The following is a 26,644-nucleotide window of genomic DNA, read 5'->3' on the forward strand; positions in this document are numbered from 1 at the left end:
ACCTGTAAGTGATGGTAAAAATCTAACATATAGTAGCGACAACAATTGTGATGAAAGCCCCTGGCAAGATGCTAAAAACCGATCAACCACCCCGCGACTGGATTTTCGACCTGGACAATACGTTGTATAGCGAGACCTGTAATCTGTTCGGACAGGTTGAGGTGCGGATAAAGTCCTTTGTCGCCGAATTCCTGAATCTGGAATTAGAGGCTGCCTTCAAGGTGCAAAAGCAATATTTTCGTGACTACGGGACAACCCTGCGCGGGCTGATGGAATGTCACGACGTTGACCCCGTAGTCTACCTGGACCATGTCCACGACATTGATCTGGACGTGGTGCCGCCCAATCCCGACCTTAACAAAGCGCTTCAAGCCCTGCCCGGTCGCAAGATCATTTTCACCAATGCCGATCTGGGCCATGCGGAGCGGGTCATGGAACGGCTTGGCGTTAGCCACCATTTTGAAGCCGTCTTTGACATTGTAGCCTGTGATTACGTGCCAAAACCCGACCCGGCAGTCTATCAGGCGCTGGTCGACCAATATGACCTGGAACCACAACGCACGGTGATGGTCGAGGACATGGCGCGCAACCTGAAACCGGCAGCAGATATGGGAATGACGACGGTGTGGGTGCGCAGCAACAACGACTGGGGCCGCGAAGGCTCGGACGGCGACTACGTCCATCATGTTGCCGACGACCTGACCGCGTGGCTGGGCTCTGATCACCCTGTATTGACATCGTGACCCCTGCTAGAGCATGTTCTGGTTCCTTTTTCACCATATTTGAGCCAAAAACATGAGCAATAGCGACCTGCAAAACACCATCGACGACGCTTGGGAAGACCGCGACACCATCAGTCTGGAAACCACCGGGGAAGTCCGCGAAGCCGTCGAGGAAGCCCTTAACCTGCTCGACAGCGGCAAAGCCCGCGTCGCCGAACGCCAGGATGTCGGTCAGTGGACCGTCAATCAGTGGCTTAAAAAAGCCGTCTTACTGTCATTCCGCCTGAACGATATGGGAATGATCGAGGGCGGCCCCGGCGGCGCTCACTGGTTCGACAAGGTGCCCTCCAAGTTTAAAGACTGGGACGAAGCACAGTTCCGTAAATCCGGTATTCGCGCCGTTCCCAATTGCGTCGTGCGTCGTGGTTCCTATGTTTCCCCGGGCGTCGTTTTGATGCCCTCGTTTGTCAATATCGGGGCTTACGTTGATAGCGGCACCATGGTCGATGGCTGGTCAACAGTTGGCTCCTGCGCCCAGATCGGCAAAGACGTCCACCTGTCCGGCGGCGCCGGTATCGGCGGTGTGCTGGAACCCTTGCAGGCGGGGCCGACGATTATCGAGGACGGCTGCTTCATTGGCGCCCGCGCCGAAGTCGCCGAAGGGGTGGTCGTCGAGGAAGGCTCTGTTCTCGGCATGGGCGTTTACATCAGCGCTTCAACCAAGGTTGTCGACCGGGCAACCGGCGAAATCTACTATGGCCGGGTTCCTGCCTATTCGGTTGTCGTGTCCGGTTCATTGCCTTCGTCTAAAGCGCCCGCTTCGCCGAACCAGCCCAATCCCAGTCTTTATTGCGCCGTTATCGTCAAGCGCGTCGATGAGAGAACCCGCGCCAAGACCTCAATCAACGAACTACTCAGGGACTGATCCATGAGCGCCATCGATCCACTTGCCTTAAGCGAAGCCCTGATCCGTTGCCCTTCGATCACGCCCGAAGACGCAGGTGCCCTGGATGTCCTTGAAGAGGCTTTGGCCGATATCGGTTTCACCTGTCACCGGTTGTCCTTTACCAGGGTCGGCACCCCGGACGTCGAAAACCTGTACGCCCGCATTGGCACAAACGGCCCCAATTTTTGCTTCGCCGGACACACCGATGTGGTGCCCATCGGCGATCGTGACGATTGGACCATGGACCCGTTCGGTGGCCAGGTCCGTGAAAATGTTCTTTATGGGCGCGGCGCATCGGACATGAAGTGCGCTATCGCCTGCTTCGCCGCCGCCGCAGCCCAGTTCCTTGAACGCCATGGCGATGATTTCAAGGGATCGATCAGTTTCCTGATCACCGGTGATGAAGAGGGGCCTGCGATCAACGGAACCCAGCGGGTTCTCGACTGGATGGGGGACGAAGACGAGACCATTGACGCCTGCCTGGTTGGTGAGCCGACCAATGTTGCTGTTCTGGGTGACACCATTAAAATCGGTCGCCGTGGTTCCTTAAACGGGCATTTAACCGTCTACGGAATCCAGGGTCACGCCGCCTACCCACACCTTGCCGATAACCCGGTACCGGTGATGGTGAAAATGCTCAGCGCACTCAACATCGAACATTTTGACGATGGCTCGGAGCATTTTCCCCACTCCAACCTTGAAATTACTACCGTCGATGTCGGCAATACCGCATCCAATATTATTCCGGCCAAGGCTGAGGCCAGTTTTAATATTCGATTTAATGACATGCACATGAGTGCCGGGCTTGAACAACGTCTGCATCAGATCATCGAGGGCATCGCTGCTGAAACCGACACCCGCTACGGGCTGGAATTTACCAGTTCCTGTGAAGCCTTTCTGGTTCCGCCCGGCCCGTTAAGCCAAGTCATCGAGAAGGCAATCAAGGACGTCACAGGACAAACTCCTGACTTAAGCACCGGCGGCGGCACATCGGACGCGCGCTTTATCAAGGACTTTTGCCCGGTCGCCGAATTCGGGTTGATCAATGCAACCGCCCACAAGGTCGATGAAAATGCCGCCGTCGATGACATAAAGAACCTAAGCGAAATCTATGTCGCCGTGCTTGAAGGCTACTTCAAAAAATAATGGCTGCCCCGCCCGGTGAAACGACAAACGCGCTCATCGGAATTTTCCGTCTCGCCCGTCTTGATGCGGGTGGTATCGAGTGTTTCAGGAATACACCGGGTGCTTTCTGGCGTTCTTTCAAGGTTGCCCTGATCATTGCCCCGTTTTATGCAGGCTTGCTGGGTATGCGATATGCCATGGGTGAAGTGTCAACACCGCCGTTGCGCTTCATCGCCGTTGAAACCATCGCCTATACTATTGCCTGGCTGGCCTTCCCGGTCATCGTTGAACCTATTTGCAGGACCATGGGGCGAAGTGATAAATACCTGCGCTTTATTATCGCCTACAACTGGGCCGGTCTGCTGCAGAACATGCTTTATCTGCCACTGGCCATGTTGTCTGTAACCGCCGTTCTGCCACCGGACAGCGGCGGTGTTTTCGGTCTGATCATCTTGCTGGTGATTATGGCTTTTACCTGGTTCATCGCCAAAACGGCGCTGCAAATTGCCGCCAGCCGGGCGGCCGCTATCGTCGCTATCGATTTCGCCATCAGTCTGCTGATTAACGGCTATGCCGAAAAAATGCTCTAGATCAAATTGAGGGCAGGTTGCTCTAGACCCCCACTATTGAAGCCAGCCAGGCGATGCCGAGGAAAGTCAGCAGGACGGGCGAGGTTAACAGCCCGGCAAAACTGAGCAACATGCCGAAAATGCCCCAGATGATCTGCCCCGAAAACAGGGCGATAATGCTGGCCAGAAAGGCCAAGGGAACAAAAATGTAACCGGTGGTGAAAATCCCGGCGAGGGCCAGACCAATAGCGAAGTATCCGGCAATAGGGGCCGCGTCCTGGGGTGGTGGTGGTGTTGAATTGTCCTGCTCGTTATTTTCGGACGGTTGCAAACTCAGTTTGATATCTGACATTCAGGTTCCCCGCATTAATGATCGAGCCATGTTAGTAGCTAACAGCTGTCAAATAAAGCCCGTCGGCAGGAGCGGTCTCTCCGGCGACGCGCCTGTCACGGGCCTCAAGGGCGGCTTTCAGGTCGGTAGCGGTCCATTTTCCTGTCCCTACCCGCTTCAGGGAACCTGTAAAATTGCGCACCTGATGATGCAAAAACGAGCGCGCCTGAGCGTGGATCAAAATCATCTCGTCCTGTCTTTCCACTCGTAATGTGTTGAGCGTCCTCAGCGGTGAGTCAGCCTGACAGTTGGTGGCCCGGAAACTGGTGAAATCATGCTTGCCGATGAGCACCTTGGCGGCTTCGTGCATGGCCTCTGCGTCCAGCGGCACCGGAATCCACCAGCAGTGTCCCTTGTCAATGCTGAGTGGAGCGCGCCGGTTGACGATTTTATAGATATAGGAGCGTCCGGTAGCCGAAAACCGTGAATGAAATTCATCATCAACCAAAGCCGCCTCGAGAACAACGGCGGGAACGTTTCTCATATGATAATTAAGGGCATCGCGCACCGTATCGGTGCTGAAATCGCCTTGCAGATCAAAATGACCAACCTGGCCCAGGGCGTGGACACCTGAATCCGTACGCCCGGCCCCAAACACCCGCGGGGTCTCACCACTGAATGCGGTGACCGCTTCCTCTAGCGCCTGTTGCACGCCAAAGCCGTTTTCCTGGCGCTGCCAGCCGACGAAGCCAGAACCATCATACTCGATCGTTAATTTAAAGCGGCTCATATGGGCAAATTTGTTTTCTCTGAAATCAATATCAGAATGGTTATAAATGATATTTTCCTATTCAAGTGAATAGTTTGTTATGCAAGACTGTCAGAAGGGGCATAAAGAACGAATCACATGAACAGCAGCGATGATATCCGTGACAGCGACAGGGATGCGCTTCATATCCTGCCACTGTCGATGTTGCCTTTCGAGACGCCGGGGCTAAAACGCGCCCGGATGATCAAGAACGTGCGCCTGGAAAGCGTGATCGAGCTTTTTTCAGAAGAAGGCACCGGCAGCGGTCAAATGGATATCCGCGACATTGGCCAGGAATTCGGCTGGCCAGATGATCAAATCCACCCCGATCTGGTCATGCTGCGCAAACTGGCACTGCTGCCCAGTTTCGATGTCTACAGCTTGCGTATTTCCCTTCGCCAGCAGGGTATTGATGTGGAAAACCAAGATGCCCTGAAACTATCTGATGCCAAAACCCGTGATCTGACCGCCTATATGACCGGCTTCACCCACGCGCTGATCAAGGAAATTTACGGCTCCAGTGATATCAATATCGAAAGTTTCAACGACATCATCGCCCTGTTCCGCGATCCCGATATCAAAAAGGCGAAGGAGCAACTCGACGTTATGGCCAGCAAACTTGGCATTGGTCTGGCTGAAATTCCCACCTTCCTTGAAGATTATGGCGACATCTTCCTGTCCCTTTCCTATTACCGGCAATCGCTGGATGAAATTGAACCGGTGATCGAGGAATTCTTAGGCTCCATGGATGAAATCCGTTCCAACTGGCAGTTAAAGCAGGATCAGAATCTGATGCGGACCTGCAAGATGCTGCAATCGACCATCAATGAACTGATGGCCGAAATCACCGGCCGCTTTGAAAACTTTGAGCAGGGCACCAAGGATTTATGGAACGATATTTCCGCCAAGCGCTTCCAGCGGGTGAAGTCCCTGATCGAGAGCTATCACACCACCATTGGCGGCGTGCTGTGCGCGCTCAGTGTCAAGATTGACGCCTGGCATAACCTGTTCCCCAGTCATGATACGGGCGGCCCGGTCAAACGCGCTGAATTTATCATGTCTGAAATGAAACAGGGCATCGAGAACATTCAGAAAATTGAAACCTCGGCACCGATGCTGGCAGGCCTCGATGATGATGATGATGGAGTCGAGGCAGAGGAAACAAAAGACGAAACCTAAGTCAGGATTGTCCCGACAGGTAGATCGAAACCGCGTAAGAAATCTTCCCCCGCCATCGCTCCCCGCCCCTGTTTTTGCACCCGCAGCAATGTCAACGCGCCCTCCCCGCAAGCAATACTGGGCGAGCCGTCAAGAACCTCACCGGCCGCGCCTGACTGGTTGCTTACCGACGCAGCCAACACTTTGACGCGGGTTCGGGCATGTTCAAACCAGACACCCGGCCACGGGTTAAGGCCGCGCACCTGACGTTCCAGTTCGACCGCAGGCAAACGCCAGTCCATACGACCCTCCACACGCTCCAGCTTGGCGGCGTAAGTGATCCCTTGCTGACTTTGCGGTGTCGCGCTGAGGGTGCCCTGATCGCACGCCTCAAGGGCGCGCACAATTAATTCTGCGCCCATTTCGGCAAGCCGGTCATGAAGATCTTCCGCCGTTGTTCCGGATGTGATCGGGGTTTCCCGGGCAAGCAGCATGGCACCCGTATCCAGCCCCTCATCCATGGCCATAATGGTCACCCCGCTTTTATCATCACCGGCAATAATGGCGCGCTGGATAGGCGCCGCGCCGCGCCAGCGTGGCAACAGCGAGGCGTGAATATTCAAACACCCCAGCCTGGGCGCATCGAGTACGGGCTTTGGTAAAATCAGACCGTAAGCGGCAACGATACAGGCATCGGCCTTCAAATCTGCGAAGGCCTGCTGCTCTGTTGCGTCTTTCAGGGACTTTGGCGTCCTCACCTGTAAGCCGTGATCAAGGGCGAAAGCATGGACCGGACAAGGTGTCTCCTTATGACCGCGACCGGCTGGTCTGGGTGGTTGAGCATAGACACAAACAATTTTATGGCCGGCGTCAATAAGCGCCTGCAAGGCGGCGACGGAAAAATCCGGACTGCCCATGAAGATCAGGTTGAGCTTGCTCGTCATCCCGCAGCTTCTTGTTTTTTGATTTTCATGAGCTTGCGCAAAATCATGTTGCGCTTCAGGGCCGAAATATGATCAACGAACAAAATACCGTCCAGGTGGTCGATTTCGTGCTGGATGCAAACGGCGAGGATGCCTTCGGCGTCCATTTCACGAATTTCATTCTCATGATCCAGATAGCGCACCCGCACCCTGTCCGGGCGGATGACTTCGGAATATTGCTCGGGCAAAGACAGACAGCCTTCCTCGTGGGCCAGATCATCATCAGAGACTTCGATGATTTCAGGATTGGCCAGGCGCAGGGGGCTGGATTCTTCTTCCTCTTTGGCCGCATCGACAACAATAACACGTTTTTGCACACCGATCTGGGGCGCCGCCAGGCCGATGCCATGGGCGACATGCATACTTTCAAGCATATCGTCCATCAGCGTGCGGATCTCGTCATCAACATGCTCGACGGGTTTGCTTTTAAGTTTCAGGCGCGGGTCAGGTGCGACAATGATCGGATAGACAGTCATAAAATTTCAATCGGTTATTGCGGATTCGGGGACAATATTTCAGAAGCCGCTATCATAGTCCAGATTAAGGGTTGCGCTTCAGTATGCTTTATGTCGGAAAATGGACATTAAGGCGTATTTTACAACGATAAAATTATTCCAAAGGCTGGGGAATTAAAGGTTTATCGGGGGATTAAGATGAATTCAACAAACATGGAAACAGCGCGTCAACACGCGTTGGAGCAAACGCTCAGCGGTGTCCCTGCACGAACAAGTAATCAATTTTTTGGCGTCGGACCGATCACCGATATGACGGCCGATGAAGTAGACGCCCGCGCCCTTCGCAAAGAGTTTGAACGCTGGCTGGAAACCACCTACCCGAAGCGAGACGACAAGGGCAACGTCATTGGTCATTTCACAGCTGCCGAACTTGGCCGTGGTATGCACCGTGGCTACCCGGCCGACAAAGTCCTGCTTGATATGATGACGGAAATTCATCGTTATTTTGATTTTCATGCCAGCATCAAAATTGCCGTGGGCCTTGGTGGCGGTCATAGCGGCTTTACGGTAGCGGCGCTGCATCTTGTCTCGGCCAACAAGCCGAAGCAGCATATTTTTGTTGATACCCCCAGGCCAGAAACCGAGATTGCCAAACAATCAGGCTTCTTTCGCCAGTCCTGGGGCGCGCAACTTACAGAGATGATGAAATATTCAGAAAACGGCTCTGTCGAGCGGCTGCATTTTTCTGATGACGAAGGGGCCATCCCGTCTGCCGAAGCCATGAACGATATGGGCATTAAGCTGTTCTTCGGGGTCGGCCATGAAACAACCGGGGCGACCACCTATACCCAGCAGGAAATCAAAAATCTGCTCGCCTGGATCGATTTAAATCCGCAGGAACATCACGCCGTTATCGATGCCACATCGATGTTGGGGGCGATGCCCTGGGACACGGATGTGGTGGCGCAGGTGATGAGCAAGTGTTGCATGTTCACACCGTTTCAAAAGGCCATTGGCGGGGTTTCCGGGTACTTCATTTTTTCCATGACCGCCGTCGCCATGGCGATGATTGACGACAACATGAAAGACCCGTCCTGGGCGATCCCCAGGCAGCTTAAAATTGCCGTTCCGACGGATCCGAAAATGCCCCTGAGCAGTGACATCACAACAAGTCTTGGTCCGATCTATGATCCCGCCAACAACACCATGATGGGCGGTATTATCAATACCTTCAGCACCCTGGCGTTTGCTGAAACCACATTTGCCGTCCTGCATAACGAAAAGCAGATCGGCGACGTCAAAACCCTTAACGCGCGGGCCATGGAAAACAGGCAGTTTGTCTCTGACTGGGTCGATGCAAACCCGCTTTTTGAACTGGGCGTCAAAAACCCGGACTCACGCGGCGCTGCCGTCACCCTTCTGAAAATCACCGACGCCGATATCAGTGACCCGGATATGCATGTGCGCGTTATTGCCGAAAGCAAGAAGATGCTCGGCTATGAAGGGTTGACGCACCCGGGCGGCGACCATGAAAAAGGTCTTGATGTCGCCCGTTATGTCAATGCCTTCCCCGGCACCGACGGTGATTTCCGGGCCTGGATCGGTGGCATTCGCCCGGTTGCCGATATAAAGGCGCTATTGGAAAATCTGGAATATTGTTATCACCGGGCAAAAATTCTGGTCCTCGAACAGGAACTGCAAAAAGACGGCAAGACATTCTCCCAGGCGGCTTCCGGCGCATCTGATAAAACCCGCCGTGATGACCCGAACCGCGCTTATAAAGTCCTTATCGCCGACTTGGTCGGGATGCGCTTTGATGATCAGGGCAATCCGGATTTCAGCGAGGCAAAAGCCCATGTTGAAGCCCGCGAGGGCATCTTTCATGAAGGCTCGCAAAAGGACGCCGGCAGTCTTGAGGTCGGCAAGCTGCATTTCTTCTACGAGCCGTCCCTCTGCACCCAGGACGAGCTGCTCGCTGCGACAGGTCAGGCCCAGTATGACGCCGTCATTGCCGCTGCAACCTTCCTTCCGGCTGCCTCGAAGTTTGAATGTGGCGGTGTCCGCATGGGCGCTGGCACCGGTAATATGGGTTCGGACAGCTGGGGTGGCGGAAATGGCTCGGGTGGATCTGCCGCGCTCATGAACACGCCGAGTTTTAACTCGCGGACAACGGCGCAAACGGCAATCAAGGCGCTGCTTAAGGTGATGCCTGACTTGCAGGTTGAAGAAATGCACAACCGGGTTGTTGAAGGCAATTTCGACACCGGCAAGAACCTGGTCGACTATCCCACCACCAAGATCGAATGCAAAACCATCGCTATTATCGGTTATGGCAACATTGGCCGCGAAGTGGCGAAGCTGGCCAAGGCCCTGGGCATGACGGTGATCATCTACGCCCGCGAGCACCATAAAGAATGGATTTTGTCGGAAGGTTTTGGCTACGCCCAAACCATCAAGGAAGCGGCGAGCGGCGCCGATGTTATCAGCCCGCATCTGGGTTTGGGGCCGCTTGACGCCGACAGCGGCTCTTTCGCCAATGAAAGATTGATTGATGCCGAGGTTTTATCGGTTATGAACCGGGGCGGCGTGGTTGTGAACTACGACCGCGGCGAACTGGTCTGTGCAAAATCCCTTGATGACGCCCTCAGCAGTGGCCAGATCAGTTACGCCGCCATCGATGCCGATTTGTTCAAGGATGCCGAAACGGGCGAGCTTTCAGGACCGATGGTGCCTTATCTGGAAATCTACCCGAAGCATATTGGTAAAATGGAACTGCTGCCCCACGCGGCCGCCGATACCGAACACGTCTCGCGGGTTGAAGCGGCGAAACAGGCCGTTGACCAGATTTATGACGTCATCCATTTCAAACGCGTCGTTAATCTGAAAGGCGACCTGCCGGAAGGTTACAGCGATGGTAAGTCGCTGACCGTTAACGGCGTTGGCAGCGTAACCCGCAAGGACATTGCAGGACTTTCCGCCAACGCGTTGCAGGATATCCGTCAGCTGACGGAAGACCTTGCGACCTTCTGGGGGGCGCTTGAGGCAACCAAAGATACGGAGCGCCGGGCAGACCTGATTGAAAGATACGCCAGCGACGCAACAAAATCCGCCAACCAGCTGTTGTCAACATTCGCCGAAAACGGGCTGCAAGGGCCATTTTATGAGTAAGCGTACGTGGCTGGGCGCAGACTCTATGACAAGGTGGCTAAATTAACGCCGTTCATTAAGTATCAACGATAGTTTCTCAAGAACCGCCTTGGGCCAACACCAAAGTCTTATAACGAAACTGAGGCGAATATGAATATTAGGTTCATCTAATGTTCATATTCGTTCTGGCATTATCCCCTCTGTCAAACACACACCCCCCTTGATGGAGATTGATTAAATGATGAAAACGACCACTCTGGCTCTTGCCCTGACCCTTGGGACCGCCGCAATTACTGCCGGTGCAGCCAACGCATCGGGTGCATTGTCTTCTGCTGAATTTCAGGACATGCTCCAGAATATTCAAACCAGACAGGCTGAACAACGCGCTTCGATCAAGACCCAGGTCCCCATGACCAGTGTCAAGTCGCACGCCGATTTTCACAACATGCTTGAGAAAATTCAGATGAAGCAGGCCAAACAGCGCGGCGAAATCAAGCAACTGGTTAGCAAAACCGGTGGAATGACGCACGCCGAGTTCCACAGCATGCTGACCAACATCAAGGTGAGCCAGGCGAAACAACGCGCCGCAATCATGAACACGGTTCGTAGCCACAACTAAAAGCCATCTACCTGACAAGCGTTCAGGTATCACCACCAGATAAAGGCCGGTCCCTTAAGGGGCCGGTCTTTTATTCACCAGTCGATGAGAGTGAGAAAAAAATCAGGCAATCGCCAGTTCGTCATCTGCACGCGCCGCTGTGCGTTCGGCGTAGTTGTGATCGGAAAATTCATTGGCAATGCGAATAAATTCGTCTTCACAGGCTACGAAAGCGTCGAGCACATCGGGATCAAAATGCCTGCCCCTGCCTTCCAACAAAATGTCACGGGCCTGCTCATGGCTAAAGGCTTCCTTGTATATCCGTTTGGAAATCAGGGCGTCATAGACATCTGCCAGGGCCATAAGCCGTCCGGAAACCGGAATGGCGTCCCCTTTAAGTCCGTACGGATAACCGCTGCCGTCCCATTTTTCGTGGTGACTTAAGCTAATTTCACGGGCGAAGTGCAAAAATGAATTCGATCCCAGTTCTTTTTCGGAAACCCTGAGCGCCTCTGCCCCAAGTTGTGGGTGGGTCTTCATGATTTCAAACTCATCGACGGTCAGTTTGCCGGGTTTGAGCAGGATATTGTCAGGGATGCCGACCTTGCCGATATCATGCAGGGGGGCTGACTTGTACAGAAGCTCGATGTTTTCATCGTTCAACACGCCCTCGAAACGCGGATGCTCCCTTAAATGTTCGGCCAACACCAGAATATAGCGCTGGGTGCGCAGGATGTGAGCGCCGGTTTCGTTGTCGCGGGTTTCAGCCAGCGAGGCCAGGGTCAGAATGGAAACATCCCGGGTGCGACGAATTTCCTCGTTACTGTCGCGCAATCCCTTGACCATGGCGTTGGTGTGAATGGCCATGACCCCAAATTCATCGTTGGTGCCGACCGGAACAAAGCCGTCCAGGTCGCCATGTGAAGCATCTTTAAGAATGCCGTTTTCGCTTTCAAGAAAGCCGCGCAGGTTGCGAACGTAAGAGTAAATAACGTTCAGAACATGGGCCAGTATGACACCGATGACAAAAGCGATTTCACCCAAAATCAGCATTTGAGCGGTCTCGTAACTCATCGTTCGGCCAACTTCCCTGAGCCAGATCAGGTCCTTGTTGATAACCAGCACGACAACGCCCATGATCGCGACAACACTGATTGAAGTAAACAGGCCGAGCTTTCCGGTCAGCGGAAAATAGTTTTCATCAACCTGCATGTGATGGCCGGTTTTGCAAAAATGTTCGACCAGCTTGCGCTGCCACTCTAACGCCAGGTCAATGGAAGCAAAGAAACCCAGGGTCGCCAGACCGACGACGATTTTCAGGCCGCTTGTCAATGGGAAACCATAGGTCAAAGTGTTGAAAATCATCAGGAAAATGCCGGAGGTCAGGAACAGGCCGTATTCACATTTGAAAACCATGAGGGTCTGATTTTGGTAGGGTGCCGGATCAACGAAGCGGGCTCGCAACGGACCGCGCAGTGCAAATTGCACGGCAAGGGCCAACAGGATCGGCACCACCAACTGGGTTACGCTCAGGGTGTCAAGAAACGGGCATACCTGAACCCCGTATACGGCTAAAATAACCGTGGCGCTCAGGTAGTGCAGGACAGCCCGCCGAGACAGTTTTTGAATTTCCACAGGGTTATCTATCCTTAAACGATCCGACGATTATTCTAACATAGGGTAGAGATTACAAAAATCTAATCATACCACTTCACATTTTTGTTATGCTCAAATGCAGATTCGCCTAACGGACAAAAAGCAACATGGATACGCTCAACCTGCTCATCACCCTGCTCGCCCTGGCCCTTGTTATCGGCGCTGTCGTTGTCATGCGCTCTGGTCAGGCACGGGCCCATGATCAGGCCCAGAGACTAAGCGATGCCCAGGCCGAACTGACCGGCAGACTGGCCCAGATGGGCGAAGCCCAGGCCACCGCCCAGACCCAGATCAACATGACCCTGGAACAACGCCTGGACGCGGTTTCCAAGCGCATTGGTGATGGCTTGAACCATCACACGGAAAAAACCGACAAGACCATGAGCAACCTGCACGAACGTCTGGCCGTGATTGACGCGGCCCAGAAAAACCTGACGAACCTGTCCGAACAGGTCGTCGGTTTGCAGGATATTCTGTCCAACAAACAAGAACGCGGCGCCTTCGGGGAAGTCCAGCTGAACAATCTTGTGTCTTCAATCTTGCCGCCTTCAGCCTTTGAGTTTCAGGCGACCTTGTCCAACGGCAAGCGCGCCGATTGTCTGTTGAAACTACCGAACCCGCCGGGTCCGATCATCGTTGACGCCAAGTTCCCGCTGGAAAGCTATCGCGCCCTGCTCGCCGCCAAGGACGAGGCGGCGCGTGTGCAGACATCACGAACTTTCAGCGCCGACATTAAAAAACACGTCCATGCTATTGCCGAACGTTACATAATCCCGGGAGAGACCGCCGAATCAGCGTTGATGTTCCTGCCGTCCGAAGCGGTTTATGCGGAACTGCATACCAACTTCCTCAACGTCGTCGATGACTCCTACCGTCAGAAAGTCTGGATCGTCTCGCCGACAACCCTGATGGCGACCCTGAACACCATTCGCGCCGTGCTCAAAGACGTCACCATGCGCGAGCAAGCTGGCCTTATTCAGTCCGAGGTCTTGAAATTGCTCGAAGACGTTGGGCGCATGGAAAAACGTGTCAGCAACCTGGACAATCATTTTGCTCAGGCGGTCAAGGATATTGCCGAAATCCAGATTTCATCGGCCAAGGTCAGCAAGCGTGGCGAGCGCATTCAGGACATCGAACTGGGCGAGGGCAACAGCGACGATCAAATCGATCCGCCGCGGCTGGTCCCCTTACCCGGTGGCAAGGAATAGTCATCCCCTATGCCCGTCAGTAAAAAGCGCAAGAAATCGTCAGGGTCCGAGGCACCGCAAACCGGGGCAGCGCCGAAAACAGCCATTCATCGCTCCACTTTTACCACCATGGCCGGGATCGTCATTGCGCTGGGGTTGGTGGGCTGGCTGATTTTTGGTGGCGGCGGTGGCGACAGCACCATTAAAGTCATCGTGCCGACCCTTTCGGCCAAAGCCCAAAGCGGGGAGCAAACCTTCAACCGGGTTTGCCTGAAATGCCATGGCGAACACGCCGCAGGTTCAAAAAGCGGGCCGCCACTGGTCGATCCCTTTTATCGCCCGTCTCACCACGCCGACGGGTCTTTCGTCAGCGCCATCACCCGTGGGGTGCGCCAGCATCACTGGAAGTTCGGGCCGATGCCGCCGCAGCCACAGGTCAAGGCCGCCGAAATTCCTGACCTGATTGCCTATATCCGGGAAATTCAACAGGCCAACGGGGTCTTCTAAAAGCTCTCACGACAATGTGAAACCCCTGTTATCCCCGCATCCGATACTATCGCGCCCTGATGACCAAGAATTCGACACAAAAACTGGTGCTGATGACGGGAATCTCTTTGAGCGTCCTGTTGGCGATGACACTGCTTATGGAAAGCGACGCGCGCGCCCTGTTGTTTGTCATCGGGCTGGTCATGGGTGTTTCGCTTTATCACGGGGCGTTCGGTTTTACCGGCGCTTATCGAAAGCTTTTGAGTGAACGCGACATGACCGGTGTTGCCGCCCAGATGGTGATGCTGGTCGCGGCGATGCTTTTATTCGCACCAGTGCTGGCCCAGGGCAGTGCATTCGGGCACGGAGTCTCCGGGGCGGTGGCGCCGGTTGGCGTGGCCGTCGGCTTCGGTGCGTTTTTGTTCGGCGTCGGTATGCAGCTTGGCAGTGGTTGCGCCTCTGGTGTGCTGTATACCGCTGGCGGCGGCAACATCAGGGCCTTTCTGGTGCTGGTGTTCTTCTGTCTTGGGGCATTCTGGGGCAGCCTTGATTTGGGCTGGTGGCAGCAATTGCCGCAAACAGGCGGCATCTCGCTGGCTCGCACCTTTGGTTGGGAAATTGCCCTGCCCCTGCAAATTGGCGCACTGGTTCTGATTTTTTTGAGCCTGCGCATGGCCGGTTGGACCCTGCGACCGATAAATCGGTGGCAAGACGGCTTTTCGATTTCCGCCCTGCTTAGGGGGCCGTGGCCGTTGATCCTCAGCGCCCTGATGCTGGCCCTGCTCAACTGGGCGACGTTACTCGTCGCCGGTCACGCTTGGTCAATCACCTGGGCGTTTAGCCTGTGGGCCGCCAAAACCGCCGTCCTGTTCGGTTGGGACCCCGCCACCAGCGCCTTCTGGAGCGGTGGCTTCCAACAGGCCGCCTTGGCCCGATCGGTGCTTTCGGACACCACCTCGATCATGAACATCGCCATCCTGATAGGGGCGATGCTGGCCGCTGCCCTGGCCGGATCATTTTACAAGCCCCTGCCCCGGGGAAACAGGCCTTTGCTGGCTGCCATTCTGGCCGGTTTGCTGATGGGTTACGGGGCGCGATTATCATATGGCTGCAACATCGGTGCTTTTTTCAGCGGCGTCGCCTCGACCAGTCTGCACGGCTGGCTGTGGATTGCCTGCGCCCTGCCCGGAAACTGGCTTGGCATCGCCCTGCGAAAACCGTTCCGCATGGATGTGGCCCCGGCATGACTCATAAAACGGAGATACTAATGAAACGTCTGTTCATCCTCGGTGCTGTTCTCACCGCCCCACTGATCACGCCCACAGTCCAGGCTGCCCAGCTTGTTGAATTGTCGCAAGCTCCCTGTCAGTTCCTCGATATTGAGGTTGACCACGGCTTTAAATCCACCGCCAAGGCCGATTGCGATGCGATCAACGCCAAGACGACCACACAGCGTTTGCAATCTGCCAAGGTTATGGAACTGAAAGCCGGCGACTATGTGTTTCGGGTCGGCAACAAAAATGTTCCCTACGAACTTGGTTTCTGGCTTAGGGAAAAAGACTACGACTGGCGCAATCCCATACACAAGTTGACCAAAATCAGCGTTTCAGGCGGTGGCCTGACGACCGGTAAAAGCCGCGATTACGAAGTCACCCTGAAGCCCGGGGAATACCTGTATTCCTGCCCCCTTAATACGACCCCTGATTATCGGCTGGTGGTAACAAAGTAACCAGCCGGAAGCCAATCAGAATGTGTTTGATGGATGCGGGCCGGGAATGACGGGCGGCGGGACGGCAAATGCCGCAGCCCTTGTCATCCCAAGAACCGCCCTTGACCATAAAACGCCCGTTTCCGACGGCTTCGCTCGTCCATTCAAAAACCTGACCGCCGGCATCAAGCATCCCATATGGGCTGGCGCCATTGTCAAAGTTGCCAACGGGCACGGTATCAAAGGGCCCCTGATCGTGTGAGTTCAGACGCGCCGGATCAAAGTCATCTCCCCATGGGAAGCGCCGTCCGTCAGTTCCGCGGGCCGCCTTTTCCCATTCCGCCTCGCCGGGCAATCGCCACAATTGCCCGGTCTTGTTGCTGAGCCAGCGAGCATAGGTGCGCGCGTCGGCGTGGCTGACCAGCACCACCGGATGGTGCTCTCTGCCCGGTGGCGGGGTTTTCCCCTGCCAGGAAAATTTCCGGGTCCGTCCGAATGGATGGATCAAGCCGTATCCGGCCCATGTTGCTGCATCGACACCAGGCGGCGGATATCCGCTTTCCCTGACAAAAATCGCGTAAGCGGCGTTGCTGATCACATTTCGGGTGATGGCGAAGGCGGCGCTGTATGTGCTGTTTCTTGTCTCTTCGTTTTCATACCAACGCCCCTTGCGGGTGGCGCTATGACCATAGGCTTCCTCGTCCAGCGCGTATGCCGCTTGCCGTTCGGCGCGGTCCGAACCTTTGATGAACGAACCGGCGGCGATGGTGATGGTTTTGGGTGCGGCGAATTCCTGCCCCCTGGCCGGGCCGGAAATGGGCAACACAAAGACCATCATGACAAAGAATATTGCCAGCCTGCTTGCAAATAAATTCATGGACCAGATTAAACGCCAGAAACCCCTTTTTGGATGTCACAAACATGTGAAGAGCCGTGATTGGATTAACAGTGCCGGTTTTGGCATTTTTCCTGAAGTCAGTTTATGACTTTTGAAAAAAATAAATTAACAGGAGGTCGTGTCCGTGAAATCCCTTGAAGTGAAGCTGTTGTCTTCTACTGTTTTGCCAATCCTTTTTGGTGGCGGTTTTGTTTTAGGCGGCGCCCTTGTCGCACCGCAACCGGTACAGGCAGGCACGCCGGGCCTTGGCAATCTTAATCCTCCGGCGATTTCACGCGCCCAGGCCAATTTGTTGCATAAAACGGCATCGTGTAGTCCCTGTAATCCCTGCAATCCGTGTGCGGCAAAGAAAAATCCGTGCAACCCGTGTAATCCCTGCGCAGCCAAGAACCCGTGCAATCCCTGTAACCCGTGTGCTGCCAAGAAAAACCCTTGTAACCCGTGCAATCCCTGTAATCCGTGTGCGGCCAAAAATAATCCGTGCAACCCGTGTGGCGCAAATACGTGTGGCGCCAATCCATGTGGCGCAAATGTCGACCCCAAGCTCGTCGTCCGTCCAAAAGGAACCATGTTGCACACGGGTGATACGACGGCACTTGTTCGTGAAGGTAAAAAGCTTTTCATGGACAACAAGCTGTCGACCAATGACATGTCCTGTCAGACATGCCACGAGGGTCTTGAGGCCTTTGAAAAGTCTTTTGCCAAACCCTTCCCGCACCAGGTTGCGATGGCTCAGGACACCAGTGGCATCAGTTCCGTTTCTTTGGATGAAATGGTTCAGTTCTGCATGGTCGTCCCCATGGAAGCTAAACCACTAGCCTGGGACTCACGCGAATTGGCGGCCATTACCGCCTATACCGCAACCTTGCAGCAAGCCTATATCGCCAGGGGAGCAAATCCCTGCAATCCGTGCAACCCGTGTGCGGCCAAGAAAAACCCCTGCAATCCCTGTAATCCATGTGCGGCAAAAAATCCCTGTAATCCATGTAATCCGTGTGCGGCAAAGAAAAACCCCTGCAACCCGTGCGCGGCAAATTAATCCCTTGAAACTCCTCGATAGAACCTGAAATGGAAACGAAAATGTTTAAAACAAAACTCACCACCACTGCCCTCAGCCTAGCTCTTTTGACCGGCGTTGGCGCCGCCATCACCATGACCCCGGCACAGGCCGCATCAGACATTCAACTGGCCGCTGCCGGTTGTTCAAAATGTAATCCGTGTGCAGCCAAGAACCCCTGCTGCCCACAACATCCCTGCAATCCTTGCAATCCGTGCGCTGCCAAGAAAAACAATCCCTGCAACCCGTGTGCGGCCAAGAACCCCTGCAATCCCTGCAACCCGTGCGCTGCTAAGAAAAACCCGTGTGCGGCGAATTAATCCCTGCTCGGCTTCTTTAATTTCTCCCGCTCAAAGAACGCGGACCTGTTTCGACCGGTCCGCGTTTTTTTTCGTGCGACTTTGTAACCATTCCTTTTATTGTTAAAAGTAATCCATGAACAAATCATCACTACCCAACCTGAAAGACGCCTCCAGGGAAGACTTGGAAATCATGCGTGAAGCGGGCTTGCAGATTCTGGAATGTTACCGGGTCTTGCAAAAATCTTCCGACAACATTGTCGGCGAGATATTGCGTGGAAATGAGCCGTTCGTCGAACTTGATCATTATCCGACGGGCGATATCTATGATCCGGCCAGCCACAGCCAATACTACTACCACGCCCATCGGGAGGGCGAGCATGGCCACTTTCATACCTTCCTGCGTGAAGAGGGCATGGAGGCCGCCTGGCAACCTGTCGAACAGTCGCGCATGGATTATATGGATGAGCGTGGCGATACCATTTGCCACCTGATCGCCATCTCCATGGACCCGGCCGGTTATCCGCGCTCGCTGTTCACCGCCAATCGCTGGGTGACGGCGGAAAACTGGTACAGCGCCGAGGACACCATCGCCATGCTCGATCACTTCGAGATTGACCTGGTGCCTCCTTCGTGGCCCGTCAACATCTGGCTAAGCGCCATGCTGCGACTGTTCCGCCCACAAATTATCACCCTTGTCGGCGAACGCGACAAGGCCATCGAGCAATGGCGTGCCGATCATCCGGGCGAGGACGTCTTTGAAGATCGCGGGCTTGAAATCACCTCTGAATTGGCGATCTCCGTCGAAGATCAGATCAATGCTCTCAACAAGGCCTTGAATTAAAACGTATGACGGGCCTTCAGAGCAGCGCTCAAGGTGCCTTCGTCGAGATAATCCAGCTCCCCGCCAATAGGCACACCGTGGGCCAACCCTGAGACCTTGACGTTGCAATCGCTCAGACGTTCGGCAATGTAATGGGCCGTCGTCTGGCCATCGACGGTGGCGTTGGTGGCCAGAATAACTTCCTGAACGACCTCTTCACGGGCCCGCTTGAGCAGGCCCGCAATGTTCAGGTCTTCGGGTCCGATGCCGTCAAGGGCCGACAGGGTGCCGCCCAGGATATGAAAGCGCCCGCCAAAGGCCGGGGTCCGCTCCAGCGCCCACAGATCGGCGACATCCTCGACAACGCAAATCAGGGCGTCGTTGCGTTTGGGGTTCCTGCACACGCCGCAAGGATCGCGGGTGTCGATATTGCCGCAGGTTGAACAGGTCGTCAGGTTCTCCCCTGCGTCTTCGAGGGCCTTTGTCAGAGGCACCAGAAGCGATTCACGACGCTTCATCAAATGCAAGACAGCGCGCCTGGCCGAACGCGGTCCCAGGCCCGGCAGTTTGGCCAGCAACTGGATCAGGCTGTCTATTTGGTTTTCAGCCATTAAAAAGGCAGCGTCATTCCAGGTGGCAATTGCAGGCCACCGGTCAGTTCCGACATCTTTTCCTGCATCACCGTCTCAACCTTGTTCTTGGCGTCATTGAAGGCCGCCGCGATCAGATCTTCCAGAACCGCGGCCTCGTCGGCGACAATCAGCGACGGATCGATTTTGACGGCCCGGGTTTCGTGCTTGCCCGACAATGTTACCTCGACCATGCCGCCGCCAGCGGTGCCGGTCACCTCGACCGTGGTTAATTCATCTTGCAGGGATTTCATTTTATCCTGCATCTGTTGCGCCGATTTCATCATTGCGCCTAGATTTTTCATGGACTCTCTCTCTGTGGTCTTCGATGCTGGGAATCTGTAGCGCACACTTTATCTCAGCTGAGGGACCTATGCAGCATCAAAACCTGTTTGTTTTCGATATTGAGACCATTGTCGACACCGAAGCGGTCCCCAACCTGACCGGTTTTGAAAGTCCTGACATTCAGGCCCGGCGCGAGGAGATTGAGCGCTATCACCTTGACATCACCGGCGGCAAAAACCCGTTCCCCCGCCAACCCTTCCATAAAGTCGTGGCGATCAGTTTTCTTGAGGCGGAAATTGAGCGCGACAGCGCAGGGGAATCCTATCACTTGCGCGAGCTCAGGTCAGGCGGCGAGGCCGGGTTTGACGAGAAACAGCTTCTGCAGGGGTTCTTTAGCTACTTTGAGCGTCTGAAGCCGCGATTGGTCTCGTACAATGGCCGGGGCTTCGATTTGCCGGTCCTGAAATACCGGGCCATGGTTCACGGTATTCAGGCCCCCTGGCTTTATGACGCCGGCGACAAATGGAACTCTTACCAGTCACGCTATTCAGCCGACTGGCATTGTGACCTGCTTGAGGTCCTGTCGGATTTTGGCGCTTCATCGCGGGGCAAGCTCAACGAGATCTGCGCGGTGCTGGGCTTCCCTGGCAAGTTCGGCGTCGATGGCTCGAAAGTCGCGACCATGTTTGACGCGGGCAAGGTTCAGGAAATTCGTGATTACTGCGAGACCGATGTGCTGAATACCTATCTGGTCTACTTACGCCTGATGCAGCACAAGGGCACGTTATCGACAGATAACTACAACCACGCCCTGGCCGATATTATCGCGCTTATTGAAGCCGAAGGCGAAGCACGGCCCCATCTTGCCGAATTTCTAGAGGCCTGGGGCGTCGCCTCAAACAATTCGTTCATGCTTTAAAGATATGGCGCTTTTATGCCTTCGCTGGCGAAGGCGCGCTGGACAGCGGCGCGCGCTGTCATCAATTCCAGGGTTTTCCCCAGATGTTGCATGTCCCGGGGCGGGGTTTTCAAGGTTCTTCCAAAGCGCGCCACCATCAGCAGATAATAATCGGCAGCGCTAAACGTTTCACCCAGAAGGTAAGGACCACTGGCCGCCAGATGTTCATCAATGATGGTATAAAATTCGATCAGGCGGTTTTCTGCTGCTTGCTTGACGGCGGCGGCTCCTTCTGGGTCAGTGGTATACCGATCGCAATAATAATACATCAGGATATCAGGCTGGATGGTGTTGGTCAGGAACATCAACCACTTGTAAAAATGGGCCCGCTCAGGTGTGCCCAGAGCCGGGGCCAACCCGCAGTCAGGGTGTCCGTCAACCAAATGCAAACAGATGGCGGCGGCTTCAAACAACACCAGGTCGCCGTCAACCATAACCGGAATCCGGCCCGACGGATTGAGCTTCAGGTAAGCCGGTGACTTGTGGGCGTTCACGGAACGATCAACTTCGGTCAACTTGAAATCAAGGCCCAGCTCTTCGAGGATGAAATGCGGCGCAAGGTTGGCGTTGCCGGGGGCAAAATGAAGTTCGATCATAAAAGCCTGCTTTTTAAGTTGGGAAAAGGTCAGTTTTTCTGGACATCGTCAATGGTAGCACCCGGGAAGGTTTCGAGTACCGCCTTGACCAATGGGTGTTCACTTGCCTGGGCCCGCTGTGAAGCCTTGGCCGCGTCCCATTGCTGTTGCAGGGTTGGTGCGCCTGCTTCATTGGAGACGGTGACGACCCAGCGCCGCGAGGTATTTTCGCTGAGGAACTTGGCCATTTCGTACGGCAGTTCACGTTTTCCATGCTCGCCCAACCCAACCTCGACCCGCCCCGGCTCAAAATGAACCAGATGAACGTTATTGATGATGTTGGCGCGCAAAATGGCTTCGCGTTTTTCGTCGGCAAGTTCAGCCACCTGCTGCAGGTTTTCAGGATCGTTTGTGCCTGCTTCAGGGAACGGTTCGGGTCCAAATTCCGGTTGCTGCTTCAGGGCCTGAACCTGATCACGGGCCGGTGCCGACGGGGGCGGTTGTTCTGGCGGCGGCGATGGCATGATTGCGGCAGGTGCTGCGGGGGGCGACGCGGCAGGGGGCGACGCGGTTGCTTGCGACGCTGTGTCGTCCTTGTTGTCAGCCATTTTTTTCAGTGCATCGGCCGGGGTCGGCAAATCGGTTACGTAGGCCAGACGCACCAGCACCATTTCGGCAGCCTGTACCGGCGAGGGAGCATTTCTGACCTCGGCCAGGCCTTTAAGCAGCATCTGCCAGGCCCGGGCAATGGCCGCCATGGATAATCTTTCCACCATGTCTTTGCCACTGACACGCTCAATTTCCGGAACACCCGGATCATCAGCGACCGAGGGTACAATCTTGATACGGGTCAGCCAGTGGGTTATGTCGAGCAGGTCTTCAATAACACTTGCCGGGTCGGCACCTTCCACATAAAGCTTTTCAAACAATGCCAGGGCAGGTGCAATGTCGCCTTTTAACACCGCTTCCAACAGCATGAATGTTTGCGAGCGGTCGGCAAGGCCCAGCATGTCCCTGATTTGTTGTTCACTAACTTCACCCGAACCATGGGCGATGGCCTGATCGAGCAGGCTTAAACCATCACGGACCGAGCCATCGGCGGCCCTGGCGATCAGGCTTAGAGCGCCTTCGTTGACCTGCGCCCCTTCTTTTCCTGCAATGCCGGCAAAGTGGCTGGTCAGGGTTTCGGTATCGACCCGCCTTAAATCGAAGCGCTGACAGCGGCTCAGGACGGTGACCGGAATTTTGCGGATTTCCGTCGTCGCGAAGATGAATTTGACATGTTCCGGCGGCTCTTCCAGGGTCTTGAGCAGGGCGTTGAAGGCGTTCTTGGAAAGCATGTGGACTTCATCGATGATGTAGACCTTGTAGCGGGCAGAGGTCGGCCGGTAGCGCACCCCTTCAATCAGTTCGCGAATGTCATCGACGCCGGTACGACTGGCGGCGTCCATTTCCAGAACATCCACATGACGATCTTCGGCAATCGCCGTGCAATGCTCGCAGACCCCGCACGGGGTCGCCGTCGGCCCGCCGGCACCATCCTCGCCAATACAGTTCAACACCCGGGCGATGATGCGGGCCGTCGTGGTTTTACCGACCCCGCGAACCCCGGTCAGAATAAAGGCGTGCGCCAGTCGACCCTGTTCGATGGCGTTGGTCAGGGTGCGGACCATGGCTTCCTGGCCGATGAGGCCCTCAAACGAGGTCGGACGGTACTTGCGGGCAAGGACCGTATATTCGTCAGCTTGTTCGGATAAGGTCTGATCGGTCATGTGCGATACGAAATTTTATTAAGGTGGGAGACCGGACGGGCGACCCGAACCGAATCTCGTTACGGCTGCTTCCTTCCGGATCTGACCGGGTTGGCGAGCAGTTCGTCCGCCGCCGATCTCCCGGTCGTATTATAACAGTTCAGCGGGCGGGTCGGTCAATTGATTCCGGGCCGCTTTAGCCTGGTTTAGAAAAAAAATCAGCCCGCGCCGTCAAACTTGTCCTCGCCAGCAGCGCCGCCGGAACCCGGATCCGTAATAACCACGTCTGGCGGATCGGAATAGATATCGGCAGGGGGGCCATCAACAGGTTCATAACCATCAGGCAAGGCAAGGGGCGCCTTTGGTTGCGCCGGGGTGGCATCGGTCGGCGCTGGTGGCTGTAATTCCTCGACAAACAGTTCTTCTTCATCGTCAAGGGAAACGCCATCGGTTTTCTCCGGGGTCGTATCGACGACAGGCGCATCTTCCATCTTCACCGGTTCATCTTCCATCTGCATGGGTTCGTCGTCTGAATCCATGTCCGTGCCAAAATCAAGCGGGGCCCCCGGTTCGGAAGGATCTTCAACGGGGGCGCTGACCACTGGCACATCCGGTTCTGCATCGAGCGCCGGGTCCTCGAACATGCTGTCAACAGGGTCTGGCTGTTGGGAGGCATCCGGCTCAGGTTGCAAAGCGGGGTCTTCAAACAGGCTCTCGACCGGACCCTCGTCCGGCGCTGTTTCAACCGGGACTGTCGGCGAGGCGTCAATGGGCTGCTCAGGAGCAGGATCATCGAAAAGTCCACTTGGCGGCTCGGCGGGTTCTTCTTCCTGATCATCAAACAGGCCACCCGGTGATGGTGCGGGTTCTTCTTCCTGATCATCGAACAAGCCCGTCGGTTTGCTTTCCTCCCGGGTATCTTCGATCGGTTTACGCTCAAACAATTTCAGGTGATCTAGTGGGCTTATGGGCAATTCCTTGGGTGGTTCAATGGTGATGAAGCCACCGGAGCTACCAACCATCGCCAATGAGAACATCAATGAATTGTCATCAAATTCGTAAGAGCCGTCACGCACGGCAATGAGCCGAATTTCCGTTACCTTGCCAGCCGGGATCGAAACCCCCTTCAGACAGGAAACCTTTTCAAATTTACCGCCGTCAACCCTGACCCCGGCAACGGCAACGGCCTGAAAAAATTCCATGGCCCGGAATGTATGACCAATGTCATCGGCATTTTCAATGGCCAGAACATAGGATTTTTCCTGCAGCAGCCCCATGTAAACCGGCAGAAAATCGCCCTGGCGGATCCGCAAGTTGAGCTTCTTGGCCTGTTGCCAGTCGACGCCTTGCAAATACGTGCCATAAGCCGTTGTGCAGCGGCCACCGGAAAAGACGGAATTATCCGGGCCGTAGGCGCACGAAGACAGCGCGATCAACGCTAAAAACAGCGCGATGGGCCGAAAAGCCAGCATCCGAAAGACACTCTCCGTTTGCACGCCCCCAACTGCCCTTAAGGATGCGTCTGTTAACAAGGTGTTAAGAATTATCAATTGAGACGGGACAGACCAACATAAAAATCAATTTAACCAAGATGTTAGATGTTTTTTTTGAATCAAGGTTTAAAGCTCGTTCCCGACATGTGATGATAGCAAAATTAAAAATCCTTATCAGATCAGGCGGTTACCATGCCCAAGCCCATTTACTACACCAAAAACCGCCTCCTCAGGAAGCCGGAATTATTTTCCGATCCGCAGTGGGTTGATGGGCGTTTACACGACCGAAATACCAAAATTATCCCGATTTGGCGCAATCGAAACCTGATTCTCGGTCACGATTCGCCTGCCGCCATTACTTTGAGCGGTGACCACGCGCGGGGTTTGCTCGAAATTGCTAGTCAAATAGCCCTGCTGGGTGTCGATGCTGACGAAGACAACCGGCAGGGCGATAGCGCCATTTTTGCCGTCGACGTCTCGCAGCATGAACTGCCCGATCTGAGCCCGATGATGGGAACGGCGGAATTTGTCGATTTGCGACAGGTCGGTGTCCTGATGGACGCCCACGAAGGATCACTTCTGTCCCACGCCCGCGGCCTGATGTACTGGCATCGCCATAACTGTTTTTGTAGCGAATGTGGCTCCCCGACCAGCGCCGAGGAAGCCGGACGGGTCCGTCGTTGCAACAATGAGCTTTGCGAACGAATTCATTTTCCCCGCACCGACCCTGCGGTCATCATGCTTGTCACCCGGCCGGGGCCCGATGGCGGGGCCTGTCTTTTGGGGCGACATGAGAATTTTTCCACGGGTATGTATTCAACCCTGGCGGGCTTCGTCGATCAGGGCGAAACCCTGGAACAGGCGGTTGCCCGCGAGGTCTTTGAAGAAGCCGGCATTCTTGTCGATAACGTTACCTACCGGGCCTCGCAACCCTGGCCGTTTCCGGCTTCGCTGATGTTGGGGTTTCGGGCGCGCGCCCTGACCTTCAATATCGACACCAACAGCGACGAGCTGGAAGAAGCACGCTGGTTTACCCGCGACCAAATCGCCCGTTTTCCAGACAAGGGACTGCGTCTGTCCCGCAAGGATTCGATCTCCTACAACCTGATTAAGGACTGGCTCGATGAAAAAGTTTAGGTGCCGTCTTCCTTACGGAAGGGATGGGCCGGGAAGACACCGAGTATTTTCACCCATGAGGTGAAGAAACCAAGCTCCTCCATAGCCAACTCAACGCTTTTATCGCTACAGTGGCCCTCAATTTCCGCGTAAAACTGGGCCGCGTAGAAATTGCCGTCAACCATGTAGCTTTCCAGCTTTGTCATGTTGACTCCGTTGGTGGCAAACCCGCCCATGGCCTTGAAAAGGGCCGCCGGTACGTTTCGCACCTTGAAAACAAAACTGGTCACCCAGTCGCTGCCGTCGGCTACTGGAAAATCCGCCTCGCGCGTCATAATCAGGAACCTGGTGGTGTTGTGTTCGGCGTCTTCAATGTTGGCGCGCAGGGATTCCAGGCCGTAAATCTCGCCCGCCAGCTCCGATGCAATGGCGGCGTGGGTACGATCCCCCTGCTTGGCGATCATTTCGGCCCCGGCGGCGGTATCCGCGTATACAACCGGCTCAAGCCCCAGCTCGCGGATAATGTTGCGGCATTGCGGCAGCGCATGAACATGGGAATGGACATGGGTCAGGTCTTCAATTTTTGTACCCGGCAACGCCAGTAAATGATGATCGACGCGCTGGAAGTGCTCGCCAATAATATGCAAGTTGGAATCCGGCAACAGATGATGAATATCGGCAACCCGGCCGGCAACCGAATTGTCGATAGGGATCATCGCCAGCCTGGCCTGACCCCCCAGAACGGCCGCGAAGGTGTCTTCAAAAGTATGACACGGCAGGGTTTTCATCTCCGGATGGACGGCCCGGCAGGCAAGGTCCGAATAAGCCCCGGGGGCACCCTGGAAAGCGATCATTTGGTTCGCGTCCGACATCTTCTATAA

The 26,644-nt window shown here is 55.1% G+C and carries 28 protein-coding genes and 1 other RNA gene; 16 read left to right on the top strand and 13 right to left on the bottom strand.

The window, feature by feature from the left end; translation table 11 throughout:
* Positions 1-68 precede the first annotated feature (68 nt).
* The 4 genes from HOL66_11725 to HOL66_11740 are packed head-to-tail and all read left to right on the top strand — an operon-like array spanning position 69 to position 3,383.
* Entirely contained in the window at positions 69-743 is a 675-nt protein-coding gene (locus tag HOL66_11725) for a pyrimidine 5'-nucleotidase (GenBank protein ID MBT5244900.1), read from the top strand.
* A 52-nt stretch (positions 744-795) separates the two neighbouring features.
* Positions 796-1,647 carry a 2,3,4,5-tetrahydropyridine-2,6-dicarboxylate N-succinyltransferase gene (dapD, locus tag HOL66_11730; protein MBT5244901.1) on the top strand — a complete coding sequence of 284 codons (852 nt, stop codon included), beginning with the start codon at positions 796-798 and terminating at the stop codon, positions 1,645-1,647.
* Positions 1,648-1,650: 3 nt separating this feature from the next.
* The gene (gene dapE, locus HOL66_11735) at positions 1,651-2,814 is read left to right on the top strand and encodes a succinyl-diaminopimelate desuccinylase (protein MBT5244902.1); all 1,164 of its coding nucleotides are present in this window, start codon (positions 1,651-1,653) and stop codon (positions 2,812-2,814) included.
* Positions 2,814-3,383, top strand: a complete 570-nt coding sequence (locus HOL66_11740; GenBank protein ID MBT5244903.1) for a hypothetical protein — start codon at positions 2,814-2,816, stop codon at positions 3,381-3,383. The genes dapE and HOL66_11740 overlap by 1 nt, the downstream gene beginning before the upstream one ends.
* A 22-nt stretch (positions 3,384-3,405) precedes the next feature.
* Here the strand turns inward: HOL66_11740 and HOL66_11745 are convergent, their stop codons facing one another.
* The gene (locus HOL66_11745; GenBank protein ID MBT5244904.1) at positions 3,406-3,714 is read right to left on the bottom strand and encodes a hypothetical protein; all 309 of its coding nucleotides are present in this window, start codon (positions 3,712-3,714) and stop codon (positions 3,406-3,408) included.
* 31 nt (positions 3,715-3,745) lie between these two features.
* Positions 3,746-4,483 carry a tRNA pseudouridine(38-40) synthase TruA gene (gene truA / locus HOL66_11750; GenBank protein ID MBT5244905.1) on the bottom strand — a complete coding sequence of 246 codons (738 nt, stop codon included), beginning with the start codon at positions 4,481-4,483 and terminating at the stop codon, positions 3,746-3,748.
* A gap of 117 nt (positions 4,484-4,600) precedes the next feature.
* On the opposite strand from truA, the gene HOL66_11755 reads away from it, so the two are divergent.
* Positions 4,601-5,680, top strand: coding sequence for a hypothetical protein (locus tag HOL66_11755; protein ID MBT5244906.1), 1,080 nt, complete (start codon positions 4,601-4,603; stop codon positions 5,678-5,680).
* Here the strand turns inward: HOL66_11755 and HOL66_11760 are convergent.
* Both HOL66_11760 and HOL66_11765 read right to left on the bottom strand, forming a co-directional pair.
* The gene (locus tag HOL66_11760) at positions 5,677-6,603 is read right to left on the bottom strand and encodes a methionyl-tRNA formyltransferase (protein ID MBT5244907.1); all 927 of its coding nucleotides are present in this window, start codon (positions 6,601-6,603) and stop codon (positions 5,677-5,679) included. The two genes, HOL66_11755 and HOL66_11760, sit on opposite strands and share 4 nt — an antisense overlap.
* A complete protein-coding gene (locus HOL66_11765; GenBank protein MBT5244908.1) occupies positions 6,600-7,118 on the bottom strand; it encodes a peptide deformylase in 519 nt (172 codons plus the stop codon). The genes HOL66_11760 and HOL66_11765 overlap by 4 nt, the downstream gene beginning before the upstream one ends.
* Before the next feature lie 177 nt (positions 7,119-7,295).
* Here HOL66_11765 and HOL66_11770 point away from each other — a divergent pair, with 177 nt between their 5' ends.
* On the top strand, positions 7,296-10,265 hold the full coding sequence (locus tag HOL66_11770) for a phosphoglycerate dehydrogenase (protein ID MBT5244909.1): 2,970 nt from the start codon (positions 7,296-7,298) through the stop codon (positions 10,263-10,265).
* A 217-nt stretch (positions 10,266-10,482) separates the two neighbouring features.
* The gene (locus HOL66_11775; protein MBT5244910.1) at positions 10,483-10,863 is read left to right on the top strand and encodes a hypothetical protein; all 381 of its coding nucleotides are present in this window, start codon (positions 10,483-10,485) and stop codon (positions 10,861-10,863) included.
* 102 nt (positions 10,864-10,965) lie between these two features.
* Here the strand turns inward: HOL66_11775 and HOL66_11780 are convergent, their stop codons facing one another.
* The gene (locus tag HOL66_11780) at positions 10,966-12,471 is read right to left on the bottom strand and encodes an HD domain-containing protein (GenBank protein MBT5244911.1); all 1,506 of its coding nucleotides are present in this window, start codon (positions 12,469-12,471) and stop codon (positions 10,966-10,968) included.
* Between the two features lie 134 nt (positions 12,472-12,605).
* Between HOL66_11780 and rmuC the strand changes: the two genes are divergently transcribed.
* From rmuC to HOL66_11800, 4 genes are read left to right on the top strand one after another with little or no spacing between them, the layout of a single operon-like run.
* Entirely contained in the window at positions 12,606-13,706 is a 1,101-nt protein-coding gene (rmuC, locus tag HOL66_11785; protein MBT5244912.1) for a DNA recombination protein RmuC, read from the top strand.
* A 9-nt stretch (positions 13,707-13,715) separates the two neighbouring features.
* Complete coding sequence (locus tag HOL66_11790) at positions 13,716-14,192, top strand: cytochrome c (GenBank protein MBT5244913.1); 477 nt, start codon at positions 13,716-13,718, stop codon at positions 14,190-14,192.
* Positions 14,193-14,251: 59 nt separating this feature from the next.
* The gene (locus tag HOL66_11795; protein ID MBT5244914.1) at positions 14,252-15,418 is read left to right on the top strand and encodes a YeeE/YedE family protein; all 1,167 of its coding nucleotides are present in this window, start codon (positions 14,252-14,254) and stop codon (positions 15,416-15,418) included.
* Between the two features lie 29 nt (positions 15,419-15,447).
* Positions 15,448-15,900, top strand: a complete 453-nt coding sequence (locus HOL66_11800) for a hypothetical protein (protein ID MBT5244915.1) — start codon at positions 15,448-15,450, stop codon at positions 15,898-15,900.
* Here HOL66_11800 and HOL66_11805 read toward each other — a convergent pair.
* On the bottom strand, positions 15,860-16,756 hold the full coding sequence (locus tag HOL66_11805) for an SUMF1/EgtB/PvdO family nonheme iron enzyme (protein ID MBT5244916.1): 897 nt from the start codon (positions 16,754-16,756) through the stop codon (positions 15,860-15,862). The genes HOL66_11800 and HOL66_11805 overlap by 41 nt on opposite strands.
* Positions 16,757-17,066: 310 nt before the next feature.
* Between HOL66_11805 and HOL66_11810 the strand changes: the two genes are divergently transcribed.
* The 3 genes from HOL66_11810 (at position 17,067) to HOL66_11820 (ending at position 18,977) form a co-directional block, all read left to right on the top strand.
* On the top strand, positions 17,067-17,816 hold the full coding sequence (locus HOL66_11810; GenBank protein MBT5244917.1) for a cytochrome C peroxidase: 750 nt from the start codon (positions 17,067-17,069) through the stop codon (positions 17,814-17,816).
* Between the two features lie 41 nt (positions 17,817-17,857).
* Positions 17,858-18,154, top strand: coding sequence for a hypothetical protein (locus HOL66_11815; GenBank protein ID MBT5244918.1), 297 nt, complete (start codon positions 17,858-17,860; stop codon positions 18,152-18,154).
* Positions 18,155-18,269: 115 nt separating this feature from the next.
* Positions 18,270-18,977 carry a hypothetical protein gene (locus HOL66_11820; protein MBT5244919.1) on the top strand — a complete coding sequence of 236 codons (708 nt, stop codon included), beginning with the start codon at positions 18,270-18,272 and terminating at the stop codon, positions 18,975-18,977.
* Here the strand turns inward: HOL66_11820 and recR are convergent.
* Together recR and HOL66_11830 are read right to left on the bottom strand one after the other, a co-directional pair.
* Entirely contained in the window at positions 18,974-19,567 is a 594-nt protein-coding gene (recR, locus tag HOL66_11825) for a recombination protein RecR (GenBank protein MBT5244920.1), read from the bottom strand. The two genes, HOL66_11820 and recR, sit on opposite strands and share 4 nt — an antisense overlap.
* Entirely contained in the window at positions 19,567-19,890 is a 324-nt protein-coding gene (locus tag HOL66_11830) for a YbaB/EbfC family nucleoid-associated protein (protein ID MBT5244921.1), read from the bottom strand. The genes recR and HOL66_11830 overlap by 1 nt, the downstream gene beginning before the upstream one ends.
* Before the next feature lie 68 nt (positions 19,891-19,958).
* Between HOL66_11830 and HOL66_11835 the strand changes: the two genes are divergently transcribed.
* Positions 19,959-20,789 (top strand): 3'-5' exonuclease, encoded by an 831-nt coding sequence (locus tag HOL66_11835; protein ID MBT5244922.1) that lies wholly within the window; start codon positions 19,959-19,961, stop codon positions 20,787-20,789.
* Here the strand turns inward: HOL66_11835 and HOL66_11840 are convergent.
* From HOL66_11840 to HOL66_11855, 4 genes are all read right to left on the bottom strand, one after another.
* Complete coding sequence (locus HOL66_11840; GenBank protein MBT5244923.1) at positions 20,786-21,424, bottom strand: glutathione S-transferase family protein; 639 nt, start codon at positions 21,422-21,424, stop codon at positions 20,786-20,788. The two genes, HOL66_11835 and HOL66_11840, sit on opposite strands and share 4 nt — an antisense overlap.
* A gap of 29 nt (positions 21,425-21,453) precedes the next feature.
* Positions 21,454-23,175: a DNA polymerase III subunit gamma/tau gene (locus HOL66_11845; GenBank protein MBT5244924.1), complete on the bottom strand. Its 1,722-nt coding sequence runs from the start codon at positions 23,173-23,175 to the stop codon at positions 21,454-21,456.
* Positions 23,176-23,198: 23 nt separating this feature from the next.
* Positions 23,199-23,296, bottom strand: an RNA gene (gene ffs, locus HOL66_11850) — signal recognition particle sRNA small type.
* A 76-nt stretch (positions 23,297-23,372) separates the two neighbouring features.
* Positions 23,373-24,626 carry a hypothetical protein gene (locus HOL66_11855; GenBank protein ID MBT5244925.1) on the bottom strand — a complete coding sequence of 418 codons (1,254 nt, stop codon included), beginning with the start codon at positions 24,624-24,626 and terminating at the stop codon, positions 23,373-23,375.
* 213 nt (positions 24,627-24,839) lie between these two features.
* Here HOL66_11855 and nudC point away from each other — a divergent pair, with 213 nt between their 5' ends.
* Positions 24,840-25,784, top strand: a complete 945-nt coding sequence (gene nudC, locus HOL66_11860; protein ID MBT5244926.1) for an NAD(+) diphosphatase — start codon at positions 24,840-24,842, stop codon at positions 25,782-25,784.
* On the opposite strand, the gene HOL66_11865 is transcribed toward nudC, so the two are convergent.
* A complete protein-coding gene (locus HOL66_11865) occupies positions 25,781-26,635 on the bottom strand; it encodes a prephenate dehydratase (GenBank protein MBT5244927.1) in 855 nt (284 codons plus the stop codon). The two genes, nudC and HOL66_11865, sit on opposite strands and share 4 nt — an antisense overlap.
* Positions 26,636-26,644 lie beyond the last annotated feature (9 nt).

Source organism: Rhodospirillaceae bacterium (genome assembly GCA_018662005.1).
Classification (GTDB): domain Bacteria; phylum Pseudomonadota; class Alphaproteobacteria; order Rhodospirillales; family JABHCV01; genus JACNJU01.

Coding starts and splice junctions, on each gene's coding strand:
- HOL66_11725 (MBT5244900.1), top strand. CDS start 69: ATGCTAAAAACCGATCAACCACCCCGCGACTGGATTTTCGACCTGGAC.
- dapD (MBT5244901.1), top strand. CDS start 796: ATGAGCAATAGCGACCTGCAAAACACCATCGACGACGCTTGGGAAGAC.
- dapE (MBT5244902.1), top strand. CDS start 1,651: ATGAGCGCCATCGATCCACTTGCCTTAAGCGAAGCCCTGATCCGTTGC.
- HOL66_11740 (MBT5244903.1), top strand. CDS start 2,814: ATGGCTGCCCCGCCCGGTGAAACGACAAACGCGCTCATCGGAATTTTC.
- HOL66_11745 (MBT5244904.1), bottom strand. CDS start 3,714: ATGTCAGATATCAAACTGAGTTTGCAACCGTCCGAAAATAACGAGCAG.
- truA (MBT5244905.1), bottom strand. CDS start 4,483: ATGAGCCGCTTTAAATTAACGATCGAGTATGATGGTTCTGGCTTCGTC.
- HOL66_11755 (MBT5244906.1), top strand. CDS start 4,601: ATGAACAGCAGCGATGATATCCGTGACAGCGACAGGGATGCGCTTCAT.
- HOL66_11760 (MBT5244907.1), bottom strand. CDS start 6,603: ATGACGAGCAAGCTCAACCTGATCTTCATGGGCAGTCCGGATTTTTCC.
- HOL66_11765 (MBT5244908.1), bottom strand. CDS start 7,118: ATGACTGTCTATCCGATCATTGTCGCACCTGACCCGCGCCTGAAACTT.
- HOL66_11770 (MBT5244909.1), top strand. CDS start 7,296: ATGAATTCAACAAACATGGAAACAGCGCGTCAACACGCGTTGGAGCAA.
- HOL66_11775 (MBT5244910.1), top strand. CDS start 10,483: ATGATGAAAACGACCACTCTGGCTCTTGCCCTGACCCTTGGGACCGCC.
- rmuC (MBT5244912.1), top strand. CDS start 12,606: ATGGATACGCTCAACCTGCTCATCACCCTGCTCGCCCTGGCCCTTGTT.
- HOL66_11790 (MBT5244913.1), top strand. CDS start 13,716: ATGCCCGTCAGTAAAAAGCGCAAGAAATCGTCAGGGTCCGAGGCACCG.
- HOL66_11795 (MBT5244914.1), top strand. CDS start 14,252: ATGACCAAGAATTCGACACAAAAACTGGTGCTGATGACGGGAATCTCT.
- HOL66_11805 (MBT5244916.1), bottom strand. CDS start 16,756: ATGAATTTATTTGCAAGCAGGCTGGCAATATTCTTTGTCATGATGGTC.
- HOL66_11815 (MBT5244918.1), top strand. CDS start 17,858: ATGTTTAAAACAAAACTCACCACCACTGCCCTCAGCCTAGCTCTTTTG.
- HOL66_11820 (MBT5244919.1), top strand. CDS start 18,270: ATGAACAAATCATCACTACCCAACCTGAAAGACGCCTCCAGGGAAGAC.
- recR (MBT5244920.1), bottom strand. CDS start 19,567: ATGGCTGAAAACCAAATAGACAGCCTGATCCAGTTGCTGGCCAAACTG.
- HOL66_11830 (MBT5244921.1), bottom strand. CDS start 19,890: ATGAAAAATCTAGGCGCAATGATGAAATCGGCGCAACAGATGCAGGAT.
- HOL66_11835 (MBT5244922.1), top strand. CDS start 19,959: ATGCAGCATCAAAACCTGTTTGTTTTCGATATTGAGACCATTGTCGAC.
- HOL66_11840 (MBT5244923.1), bottom strand. CDS start 21,424: ATGATCGAACTTCATTTTGCCCCCGGCAACGCCAACCTTGCGCCGCAT.
- HOL66_11845 (MBT5244924.1), bottom strand. CDS start 23,175: ATGACCGATCAGACCTTATCCGAACAAGCTGACGAATATACGGTCCTT.
- HOL66_11855 (MBT5244925.1), bottom strand. CDS start 24,626: ATGCTGGCTTTTCGGCCCATCGCGCTGTTTTTAGCGTTGATCGCGCTG.
- nudC (MBT5244926.1), top strand. CDS start 24,840: ATGCCCAAGCCCATTTACTACACCAAAAACCGCCTCCTCAGGAAGCCG.
- HOL66_11865 (MBT5244927.1), bottom strand. CDS start 26,635: ATGTCGGACGCGAACCAAATGATCGCTTTCCAGGGTGCCCCCGGGGCT.